The sequence below is a fragment of the Parasphingorhabdus sp. genome (assembly GCF_041748495.1).
Lineage (GTDB): Bacteria > Pseudomonadota > Alphaproteobacteria > Sphingomonadales > Sphingomonadaceae > Parasphingorhabdus.
On sequence record NZ_JBGTDD010000003.1, the window covers coordinates 1 to 11,952 of the forward strand.

The following is an 11,952-nucleotide window of genomic DNA, read 5'->3' on the forward strand; positions in this document are numbered from 1 at the left end:
GTCACGGTGCCACCCTGAACGACACGCGGTGCCACCATGGCGACATAGCTGCTGCCATTGTTCAGAGCGTTGATCGTCGCACCGTTTTCGATCGTGACTGATGACAGGCTATCGGCAACGCCGTTGAATCTAATTTCGCCGCCAGCACCGAACAAGCCGCCGGTCGTGTCGATATCGTTAGAGGTGAGCACCAGTCCGCCGACATCAAAGGTCGATCCTGCTCCGATCACGATCCCGCCGGGGCTGTAAAACCAGATATTGCCACCAATGGATCCATCACTGGAGCCCAGTCGGCTAGTGACATTGCCGCCAAAGGCAATCCCGCGGGGATCGCCGGAAACGGTAGTGCCGGTCGGCAAAATCCGGTTCAAGACCGTATAACCCGAATCCGGTCCGACAAATGTCAAGGATGTGCCGCCTGGCAGGATGTTGATCAACTGGTCGCCATTCGCCGTATCGAGCGGCGACCAGTTGATGAATGTTTCCGACCCAGTTACGGTTAGCACATCGCTATCGGGTGATCGTGAAATTGTGGCAAATGCTGATGCAAAAGTCGGGTTCGCCTGAAAGGCCCGAGTGAGGGAGATCCGGTCGTCAACATCCTGTGCTTGATTGATGGCCGTCATCCCGGCCGGAACTTGCGGTTGATAGGCATCGGACAGCGTCACCGGCGTGTTGATCTGAATATTCTCCAGGCCCAGCTGAGCAGGTGCAGAAATCCTGACGTCATTGACCGGTAGGGAGGTGATCGGCGCAGAAATCCCAACATTGTTTTCCGGCAGCGGATTCATCGGGGAAGAAATCCGCACGTCCCGCGGGTTGAAATCATCGGCTCTCATCTGTGGCTGCTGCGCTGCGGCCAGTGCCGCCGGCGCACTGATCCTGATGTCCTGGACACTGGACGGATTCAATGCCGTTGAGATTCTTACATCATTGACCGGTAGCGAGGAAATCGGGGCAGAAATCCGGATGTTATTTGTCGGCAGCGGGTTCAGCGGCGACGAGATCCTGATGTCGTTGGCTCTGAAATCAGGCGCGCGATTGTGCGATTGGTTTTGTGCCATTTCTGGCCGCGTGATGTTGACATTTTTACCGTGCGGCGCGTTCTCCATCATCATGCCGGGGACGCGCAATAGCGATTGGGCCTGCGCTACCTGGGGTGCAGTCGCGAGCAGAAAAGCCGCCGCCGCCACTGAACCACCGGCTAGCCAACGCATTTTTCTGGAACGTCCCGATCCGGATTTGTGCTGGATATTTTGTGCTCTGCTAGTCATTGGCCTGTCCCCGATTGAAACATCGTCTGGTAAAAAAATAGTCGGCTCATCTGCGCCTCCATGGGGCAAGCTGGACCGTCAGCGTCAGCAGCGCCCGGGCACTGTCCCGGCGGACCTGGAAGCCGGCGCGTTTCAGCGGCACCACGGCCATCACATCCAGGCTTGCCTGTTGGCCAATGGTCGCTCGCAAGCCACCGCCTGCGGAATAAAGTTTCTGGGGGTCACCTGGTATATTCTTGTTCCAGACGCCCATCATGTCGAAGAACAGATAGGGCTGGACTGCGATATCCTGAGGGGACTGCGGTTGCAGCGACCCGTAACTGATCTCTGTCTGCAGACCATAGCCGCTATCGCCGATGATCGTTCCGGGATCATGGCCGCGGCCCGTGGTATAATTGCCACCGGAAATTTCTTCGTAGGAAAACAAGGCATCGGGAGAATATTGCAGTCGCGGCTTCAGCGTGAATGCGAGCAGGGGAGTGGGACGAAAATCAATCTTTGCCTGTCCCCTGATGACAAAGGCAGTCGGATCTCCATCGGCGCGGGTAGGCAAGATGGTCTGGCCGATGCAGTTGACGAAGGCCGGTCCGCATCCCTGGCTGGCGCCCAGAATATCGAGACCTTGCCGGATTTCCAGCGAGCCGCCCATGCCCCATTTGGGTTCGAAGGCAGAATAGCCACCACGCCCGGAAATGCTGCCCGCTTCTATCTGGTTGAAGTCGAGCCGCGCGAAAGCAATGCTGAGCCGGTCCTCATTGGTGCGGGTGCCCAATATGTCGGTGCGCTGGTCGATATAGTCGAGCCCCACCGTACCGAAAATATTGTGCGTTTGTTTGCGAACGAAGGGGTAGGTTGCGTAAGCGCTTGCCACCAGCGTTTCCGACCGGATGTCGATCCCACCCGGAAGTTCCGGTCTGGTCCACGCATAAGTGAAATCCCCCCCGAATTTGAGCCCTTCGCCGCCCACCCGAAATTCATGGTTGGCTTGCAAGACCTGCTGTTCCTTGAAATCGGCAGTGGAATAGCCGCTGATCACGGTCTCATCACCCATTCCGGTGATTCCATTGAACCGGATCCGTGCGAGACCGCCGAAGCGGCCAACCGCCTCAGACCCGAAATTCTGGATATTGATGTCGGCATAGACCGGGGTGCGGATCACATTAAACTCGCCAACCACCTCCCCGGGCTGGCCTCCGGATTCGGTTGACACCGGCCGGAGTGAAAGCCGGACATCCAGTCCCGGAATGTCACGGGCGAGCAGCAGATAGCGGTCCGCTGTGTTGATGTTGAAAACCGGTTGCGCGGCCAGCTTTTCGATATATTTCTGCAATAATCCTTCGGATGCGCCGGCATCGCCCCTGACCTGCACCGCCGTCATCCGGGCCATCAGGACATCAAAGCGAACAATGCCCTGATCAATGGTCTGCGGGGGCACCTGAACGGCCGCCAGATAGCCACCGCTGCGCAATATGGTCGCAGCCCGATCGCGGATATCGCAGACGACTGAAACCGGCACTTCCTGATCGACATAATCTGCATAGGATGAACTTAGCGATGCCGGGTCAACCGAAATCAGTCCGGTGAAATCGACCGACCGCAGTGTGAACCGGACATCGGAAAATTCGGGACCGGCGAGCGGACAGGCGGATCGCTCAACGTCCCCGTCGACCGTCAGTTGCTGGGCCTGACCTTTCAGCGCTTCGTCGATGACACCGCGCTGTATTTCTTCTCGCGTCGGGGCGGCGGCGGAGGATTGCCCCCAGGCGGGCACGCTTGATGAAAAAACAGCGATGCTAGCCGCCAAAGCGGTTGTTCGAAAATGAGTGCGCGCGCGCGACATATTTATCCCCGTGTTGTGGCAGTCCCAGCGCGACCCAATGAACCACCAATTACAAAATCTGCCGTCCAGCCCTCAATCAGGACGGCAGAAACTATTCATAGACTAACCCTCGGCTGGCTGCTCACTGTTCGCATTGAGGGTCTCGACCAGAAGATCCAGTTGGCCGGTACAGCCATTTTCGATCAGCATCGACGCTGCGTCGTCAAGATCAGTTGGCTGGCTTGGCAGAACCACAAAGCTGACCTCGACGGACTGCGGTACGCTGGATCCGAGCAAGCGATAGCTTGCGCCATTCGCAACCGGCAGCACATCCTTTGGCCAGGCTTTCAGCGCACTGCCTTTCTGCCAGGCGATTTCGGTGACATTGCCGTCCGTCGGCTTGACGATGGAAGCCGTCGCCGAACCGGTATAGTCGGGCCGCCAGACCACCAGCGTATCGGTGTCCGCAACACAGAATTTTCCGCCCTTGGTGACGTCAAGGAACCAGAGATTCGGGTTGCTTGGCGTTTCCGGCTCGGCGCTGACCGCAGAGCGAACCGCTCCGGTTCTCGCCCGGGTGCTGCCACGGTTGTTGATGAAACTCGACAGTCGCCGCGAGGCGGTCGAGGCGGTACCGCCTCCTTGCGCCAGCGAATAGGTTCCCGGGCCCGAGAGGACGCGTGTGCCAGACGGGGTCAGGATGGTGACCTTGTCCTGAGCCTTCAGCGAAATGCTGGCATCATTTGCCATTTTCTTGCCGGCCGGATAGCTGCTGGCCGATGGGCCGGTCGAGCGTACGACCATATTCTGTGCCATGGCAACGCTGCCAACACCCAAAAGCAGAAATGTGCCGAGCGCCGCTTTGACACAGCGGGATGCAATTTTTCCGGGTTGTGCGGATCTTGTTTTATCCAAGTGCATAGCTTTCTCCATTCTTTGTCTTTTCCAGACGTTTGAGCAAATTGGCCAGACCCAGGTCTTCGCCATATTGCTTGATCATGGCACCGAGTGCCTGAATTGAACCAGTATCACCATTTTTATGGGCTGCTATGACTGCGGTCACTGCCGCGCGATCTTTTTCTTCCCAGTCGGGAACCGGTTCGAAAACTTCGACGGGTGTCGACCGGCCGCGCAGCGTGATCAGGCCCATCGGCCGGTACCAGTCAAGGCCGGTTCGCTCCATGGCTTCCCGACTCAGCAACACTTTCGTTTCAAGTGTCTTGTTGGCCGCTTCCAGCCGTGCTGCGGTATTCATGGCATCACCCAGTGCGGTATACTGGATTCTGCCTTCGCCACCGAAATTGCCGACAATGGCGTCGCCATAATGCATGCCTACCCGTGTTCTGCCGATCGCCGGTACGCCCTCTGGTACATTCTTGCGAAAATCCTCGCCAGCCAGATAAAGCGCATAGGCCGCCCGGGCTGCTCGTTCCCCATCATCGGGATAAGCAATCGGGGCGCCCCAGAATGTCACCAGCGCATCACCGACAAATTTGTCGATCGTGCCGCCATATTCCAGGGCCACTTCGCTAAGCCGGTCCAGATAATCGTTCAGCAACGTAGCGACCATTTCCGGTTCGATCGCATGGGTCAATTTGGTGAAGCCTTCCAGATCGGTAAAGACTGCAAAAATCTTTCGCTTCTCGCCATGGAGCGCCAGCTTGTCCGGATCCTTCAATATCTCGTTGGCGATGGATTTGGGCAGATATTTGCCTAGGGCATTTTGCGCAAACGCCCGCTGTTTCGAATTGACCGTCCGAGCGGCCGATCCGACCGAAGCATAGCCCAGCAGCCACCCGACAGCCCAGCCAAAGGCAGGCAACGAATGGGTATCAATGCCGATATTCTGCAACAGAAAGGGAAAAATGAGGAAAAAGGCAAACTGGCTGAGAAGAATGAGGCCAACCTTCAGCGCATTGCCGATGATCAGTGCGGAAAGTCCCCCACAAATCGCAATAATCAGTGCGCCAAGCCACAAGGTCCAGGAGGGAATCGGGGCAGGCAGATCATCATTGAGCAACTGCGCGAGCATATGGGCGTGCACTTCCAGTCCGATCATCTTGCCGTCATCGCCGCTGGCTTGGGACAGTCCGCCGACCGGGGTTTCAAACCGGTCGCGATCGATGAAGTCGCCGCCGATCAGCACATGCTTGCCGGCAATGAAGCTACTCAGCATGCCTGCGATTTCCGGGTCGGCAAAATTCTCGATAGGAAATTTGTCGAATACCGGCACATCGGTCGCAGCCGGAACATGATAGCGGACGGCACCGTCATTGCTGGCGAATTTCGGATTGGGACCTGTCAGCGCAATCGCCATGAACGGCGGCGCTCCCGGATTGTGCGGCGTCCATCGACGCTGGACGCCGTCGCTGTCTGTTTCCAGCTTGATATTGGTGGGCCTGACCGTTTCGCTGCGCACATCATTAAAAAACTGCTGCAGAAATTCATGTTCGGCAAATGTAATTTCCGGATTTTCCTTAGGGTCTGCATAAGCCAGGTAGGTGGGCGTTTGCATGGTCTTGAAGGCTGAAATCAGCAGCGCGTCATCATCCTGCGGCATCGTGAACAGGATATCGATGCCGATCGATTTGGGATTGGCTGCGTCGATCGTTTCAAGCGCGTCAGCCAGGATCGTCCGGTCCACCGGTGACCGCTGACCCGTCAGCTTCAACGTCTCTTCATTATAGACAATCATGACGATATTTTCGTCTTTTTCCACTTCCGGCGCGAACACGGATACCCGCAAATCATAGAGCGCTCGTTCGGCTTCCTGGATCAGCGGCGTTGTCCAGCTGTAGCGGGCGACGAGCAGGGCGAGGATGATGAACAATATTGTCGAACCCATGCGGATCGGACCAAGCTGGGCAAAAAGTCGGCGCAGGGTTTGCAATACGCCCTTCGCTCCTTCTTTCACATCACGGTTATTGGCAACCGGGTCAGATTGATCGGCAGTTCTATCCATTAATTCAGGGCCGCCTTCGACGCCGCGGAGGATGCTTTGCCATCAGCGAGCGCATTGGCGTCGCCTGGCAAAAATGTTCGGGCACCATCACCAATCAAGGCAAAGCCTGCCCAGTAAAAGGGATGTGATGTGATCGGATCGTCCATCAGTTCCAGCTGGGACCGTCGGAGTGCGCCGGTAATCGATTGCCCTCGACCATCAGTGAACATGCCATTTATCAGCCTTTCTGTAGCCCGGAAATCATCCGGAGCAGGCCAGTGGCTGGCGAGGACCGATCGCCCGCCGGCACCGATGAAGGACCGGACCAGCCCGTCCAGAGCCGTTCCGCCGCCGCTACTCACCCCCGCCTCGCGGGTTGCCGCTATGCTGGCTTTGCCCGCCGTGTCGCAGGCTGAAAGGATGATGATATCTGCGTCCAGTTTGAGGTCGAAAATTTCATCAAAAGCCAGAAGTCCGTCCGAACCCGCTTCACCAAAGGACGTCACCAGCGCCGGTTTCGCGGGACAGGACGGATTGGGTGCCGTGACCAGACCATGGGTGGCAAAGTGTAGAATGCGATATTCATTCAAATCGGTTTTTGTCATGATTCCGGTATCGGTGAACGCCGCACCGGTAATCACTTCGGAATTTTCTGCGCCAATCAGAGACTGTGCTTCAAGCAGCTCGCGATCAGAGATCGGGCTATTCCACTGATTGAGGGGCCATTGACAATTCTCATCCATATTTGGGTCACCACCTCGGACACTTGCAATGCTGGTGTTTGCGAGTACCGGCTGATTTCTGCCCAGGCCCAGATATTGACGCTGGGCATCAGATTGGGGCGCTTGCCGTGCGTCGGCAAAAGCCCGGGCCGACACCGCGGTGCTGATGTCCAGTTCCCTGCCCAGCCATTTGACATCGGCGAAATCAAACGCATCCCCGTCAGGGGCTTCGATTTTGGCAAGATAGCGCGCCACTGAGTCATCGTCACCCACCAGCAAATTGATCGGCAAGCGAAGCATCGCGCCATCCGGCTCAAATATCAGATGGTTCTTGTTGGCGAGCCGGTTGGAAACCGGCGCAAACAGATCGGAATGAAGCGTACGAGCCGCTTCAATGTCGAAGGGATAGGTGACATATTGCCCGTTTTCATAAACCGAGATCGAAGCGCGGATAGCATCGACTTTTGCGTCAAGCTCAGCTTCATCAAGCGCAACCCGGTAGATTTTTGCTTCAGCCTCATCGGCATAGAACATAAAAATATCGCCGCCGATGATCGCCATGCGCATATAGGCTTCGCTGGGCTGCATTGTCGCCCGGAGTTCGTCCAGGCTCAGAAATTGATCGCGGATCGCCCGATATTGCGGAAATTCTGAAAGCCTTGTCTGGGTGAGTTGCTGGCTTCGTTCCAGTTCTTCTATTTCCGATGCGAGATCATTGCGCTGCCTGCCAACCGTAGGGGTCTGCTCTATTCTGCTCAGCGCCGCGAACCGTATCCGCGAACGTTCAATGTTGCGCGCCAGATTGGTGGATTGCCGGAACAGTCGTGCGGCCTCGTCGGTGCCGCCGCTCAGCTCACGAGAGAGAACGGCCTGGGTCTCGGCAACGCCAGGACGAATCAATATCTGAGAAGCCTTGAAAAACTGCTCTGTCGCAGTCCCATCCTCAGCCAGGAGCCGGAAATAGGGCGCAAGCTGGTTGGACATTCCGGAAATGGCACTGCGCTGGCCCAGCGAGCTATCTACAACTTCGCCATATAATTTGCGTGCTTCGGCTTCCTGCCCGCTGCGCAAGAGAAACGCTGCAAGACGGGCCTTGGCGCCATTGACAGCCCGCGTTTCCGGATATTGGATGCTGAGCAGATCCAGCCCGTCGCGAAGCAGCTGTTCCGCTTCACGCATTCGGCCGTCGGCTTCTTCAAGCAGCGATAGCTCGGCGAGTGTCTGGGCTCTCAGGCGCGTGATCGATGTAACCCTGCCGTCCCGCACCGCAATCGCTCGATTATATGATGATATGAGAGAATTTCGGGAAGCAGCCCGATCGCCATTCAGACGCTGCGCGGTTCCCAGCAGCTGCAAGGCTTGGGCATCGATAATCTCCGCACGTTCCTCCGCGCTCAATTTGGTTTCATCGACAAAGCCGAGCAGGTTGCGGGTTCGCACGCTACCATTAATACGGGTAGAAATTGGAGCCGTAATTTCAAGGCGATCGGTCAGCGCGCTTTGCTCGACGAGCGACGTTTTGAGCGGGCTATTGATCCGCTCGATCGCTGCCGCGAGCCGCCCCTGATTCAGCAGATGCATTGTCTCGAAATTTCGGTGCAACCTTTCGGTCACTGGATCCCGCTGGTTCAAGGCGCCGGCTTGCTCAAACAGATCATCGGCTTCGGCAAACTCGCCAAGATTTGATTTCTGAAGCGCCCGGTTGATCAGATATTCATGGGGATTGATATCTTCCCCTGTCATACCGGACGTTCGTTGTTGCAAGGTTTCGAAAAAGGCGGCGGCCTCGGCATAATTGCCGCTGAGGTTGCGCCGGTAGCCCTCTGCCAAGGCCTGATCTGGTTTGAGCGTCGCTGCCTGTACCCTAGCGAAGGCAAAGGGATCTTCGACCGATGTCGAGGCGACATCAATTTTGCCGTCTGCAATGGTGTCCTGCAAAATGGATTTGAGCGCCAGCATTGTTGCGCCGTCATAGGCGGCTAAACCTTCTGCGACATAGGAGACGCCTGCTTGCTCCCCGAGTATCACAGAATAGGCTACGGGTTCTGCTGCAAGGCGGCATTCGGTGTTACTAAAACCGTTGAGTGCCGCTGATGCTGTGCTCGAGGCGCATGTCACCGGTTCAGTGCGATAGGGTTCGATCCGGCCCAGCAGATCTTGCGCAGATGATCGCGACGAATAGACAAAACCGACCGGTCTCGCGGAATCACGACATACCACGGCCCAGCTGCGGTCGAACATGTTGCTTTTGGCCCGGTTATCTATGCTGCGGTCCTGGACCTGGCATAATATGCCATCGCTGTTACCAATCGGAAAACTGTCACGCAATGAGACCGGTGTACCCTGGGCGAACGCCGCGACAGGACTTGTTGCCAACGCCACAGCCAATGATAATGTGCAAATCCTAGTCCGGTGCACGATTGTCTCCCCACAAATATATTGCCCTGGCAAGCCCCCTCAGACTTGACCAACGCCGATTGCGACCCGGATTGTTTCCTCAGCTACTACATCTACCGATGGAATCCGAGTCCGATATAGTAAAATAACGACATCGCGGCTCGATCCGGTGATTTCCGTCACGATGAGGGACGGTTTTGGATTTCCGACGAAATTCAGCGGCTTCGTGGATTAAAGGCCGCGAAACTCGATAGCCCGATCGATCGGAACGCGCGGCACGGAAAAATTGTTGATCGGAGCGTCGGGATCGCGATAGCCGATTGCCATGCCGCAGAAAAATATATGGTCATCGTCGATATCCAGCAATTCGCGCATGTAGGTGCCATACATGGCCCAGATTTCCTGCGCGCAGCTATCGAGCCCTTCCTCGCGCAGCAACAACATGACGGTTTGCAGCCACATGCCCATGTCCGACCATTGCGGCGGCCCCATATATTTTCTGGTGTAGGTGAACAATTGCACTGGTGCACCGAAACTGTCCCAGTTTTTGGCCATTTGTGCGACTCGGCTTGCACCATCTTCCCGTGACAGACCAATGCTCTCGAACATGTCCCGTCCGACCGCTCGACGCTGGTCCTCATATCTGCCATCCAGATCCTTGGGATAGATGGCATATTCCATATTCTCGCCCATCGGGGCGGTCCTCGTTTTTTCCTTGATCTTCGCCGTGACATCCTTGAGCGCATCGCCCCCAATGATGATTGCGTTCCAGGGCTGGGTATTGCCACCGGACGGCGAGCGTTGCGCTGTTTCCAATACGCGTTCAAGCGTTGCCCGGTCGACTGGCTTGTCGAGAAACTGGCGGACGGAACGCCGGGAATTAACGGCTTCGGTAACGTTCATGAAATCAATCCTCATCAAACAACCCGGCAAGTTGTTCTACCATCATGCCGCCCAATTGCTCCGCATCCATGATCGTCACCGCTTTCTTGTAATAGCGCGTCACATCATGGCCGATGCCTATGGCCACGAGCTGCACCGGCGACCGGCTTTCAATCCACTCAATCACCTTGCGCAAATGGTTTTCCAGATAGGCGCCATGATTGACCGACAGGGTGCTGTCGTCAACGGGCGCACCGTCCGATATCACCATCAATATGCGGCGTTCCTCGGGCCGGGCAATCAGGCGGCTATGGGCCCAGAGCAGCGCCTCGCCGTCGATATTTTCCTTGAGCAGTCCTTCGCGCATCATCAGGCCAAGATTTTTCTTGGCATGGCGCCAGGGTTCATCGGCTTTCTTGTAGACGATATGGCGGAGGTCGTTAAGTCGTCCGGGATTGGCCGGACGATCTGCCGCCAGCCAATTCTCGCGGGTCTGGCCGCCTTTCCAGGCACGGGTGGTAAAGCCGAGAATTTCGGTCTTGACGCCGCACCTCTCGAGGGTCCGCGCCATGATATCTGCGGAGATTGCCGCGATCGAAATCGGCCGCCCGCGCATCGAGCCGCTATTGTCGATCAGCAAGGTCACCACGGTGTCGCGGAAATCGGTTTCGCGCTCGATCTTGTAGGACAGACTGTGCGACGGGTTGCTCACGACCCGGGCAAGGCGCGCTGCATCGAGCATGCCTTCTTCCTGGTCAAAATCCCAGCTACGATTCTGCTGCGCCATCAGGCGGCGTTGCAGCCGGTTAGCCAATTTGGTGACCGCGCCCTGCAAGCTGGTCAGCTGCTGGTCGAGAAATGCGCGCAGCCGAGTCAGTTCTTCTTCGTCGCACAATTCGGAGGCGCTGACGACCTCATCATATTTTTCGGTCCAGGCGGTATAGTTGAAGCCGGGCGGCAGGTCAGACATGGCGCGGTTGGGACGGACTGGCATCATGCCATCGTCGCCAGCGTCTCCCATTTCCTCTTCGGCACCTTCTTCCAGCTCCTCGGCATTCTGGTCGCTTTCGCCGTCCTGGGAATCGTCATCTGATGGCTCGGAGCGCATTTCCGATTCGCCCTGATCGCCGGTCGCTTCCTCGTCAGCACCATCATCCTGGCTATCGTCGCTCTCTTCGTCGCTGTCGTCCTCGCTATCTTCGGCTTCGGATTCATCATCGCTTTTGATGAGATCAAGATGTTGCAGCAATTGCGTGGACAATTTGGCAAAACTGCTCTGATCATCAAGCGTCAGATTGAGGCCGTCAAGATCGGCGCCAGCCCCTTCCTCGATCCAGTCGCGGAGCATGTCGAGGCCCTTGACGGTACCCGCAGGTGGCACCTGTCCGGTCAGTTTTTCTCGCGCCAGCAGGGCCAGCGCGGTGGAAATGGGAACTTCGTCGCGATTCTGTGCCCGGGAAATCGGATCAGAACGCATCCGCATTTCCAAGGCTGCATTCAGATTGTCCTTCGCGCCGGCCATGACCCGCGACCCCAGCGCGTCGGTGCGAACCTGTTCGAGAGCGTCGAAACAGGCGCGTGCCACTGCTTCCTGAGGGGCATTTTTCCGGTGCGTCGCCTCGTCGTGATGTCGTAATTTCAGGGAGAAACTGTCTGCAAATCCCCGCGCTTCGGCGACCTGTGCCGGGGGCAAGTCGCGTGCCGGCATCGGTACCTTGAGATGCGGGCCGGCCTGGGACGGGGCTTCGGCGGTATAAGCAAGTTCCAGATCGGGGTCCCGGGCGATCGAGCGCGCCGCACCGCCCAGCACGTCTTTCAGGTCATCAAGTTTGGAACGATCAGCCATAGAAGCGAATAGCTTTAAGCGGAAAGGTCTGGGGAATCAAAGACCTAATTTCCTGCATTTTTGTTAGGTGC

At 56.9% G+C, this 11,952-nt stretch carries 7 protein-coding genes; all 7 read right to left on the reverse strand.

The window, feature by feature from the left end:
• Positions 1–1,217 (reverse strand): hypothetical protein (locus ACEW8J_RS00165; RefSeq protein ID WP_373489605.1); only part of this gene is annotated, 1,217 nt, incomplete at its 3' end.
• Between the two features lie 103 nt (positions 1,218–1,320).
• The gene (locus ACEW8J_RS00170) at positions 1,321–3,114 is read right to left on the reverse strand and encodes a ShlB/FhaC/HecB family hemolysin secretion/activation protein (RefSeq protein WP_373489606.1); all 1,794 of its coding nucleotides are present in this window, start codon (positions 3,112–3,114) and stop codon (positions 1,321–1,323) included.
• Positions 3,115–3,216: 102 nt separating this feature from the next.
• A complete protein-coding gene (locus ACEW8J_RS00175) occupies positions 3,217–4,014 on the reverse strand; it encodes a hypothetical protein (protein WP_373489607.1) in 798 nt (265 codons plus the stop codon).
• Positions 4,001–6,055, reverse strand: a complete 2,055-nt coding sequence (locus ACEW8J_RS00180; RefSeq protein WP_373489608.1) for a CHASE2 domain-containing protein — start codon at positions 6,053–6,055, stop codon at positions 4,001–4,003. Before ACEW8J_RS00180 ends, ACEW8J_RS00175 begins: the two co-directional genes overlap by 14 nt.
• The gene (locus ACEW8J_RS00185; RefSeq protein WP_373489627.1) at positions 6,055–9,138 is read right to left on the reverse strand and encodes a CHAT domain-containing protein; all 3,084 of its coding nucleotides are present in this window, start codon (positions 9,136–9,138) and stop codon (positions 6,055–6,057) included. Before ACEW8J_RS00185 ends, ACEW8J_RS00180 begins: the two co-directional genes overlap by 1 nt.
• Positions 9,139–9,384: 246 nt before the next feature.
• Positions 9,385–10,056 (reverse strand): nitroreductase, encoded by a 672-nt coding sequence (locus tag ACEW8J_RS00190; protein ID WP_373489609.1) that lies wholly within the window; start codon positions 10,054–10,056, stop codon positions 9,385–9,387.
• Between the two features lie 4 nt (positions 10,057–10,060).
• Positions 10,061–11,881: a cobaltochelatase subunit CobT gene (gene cobT / locus ACEW8J_RS00195; RefSeq protein ID WP_373489610.1), complete on the reverse strand. Its 1,821-nt coding sequence runs from the start codon at positions 11,879–11,881 to the stop codon at positions 10,061–10,063.
• Positions 11,882–11,952: the final 71 nt, after the last annotated feature.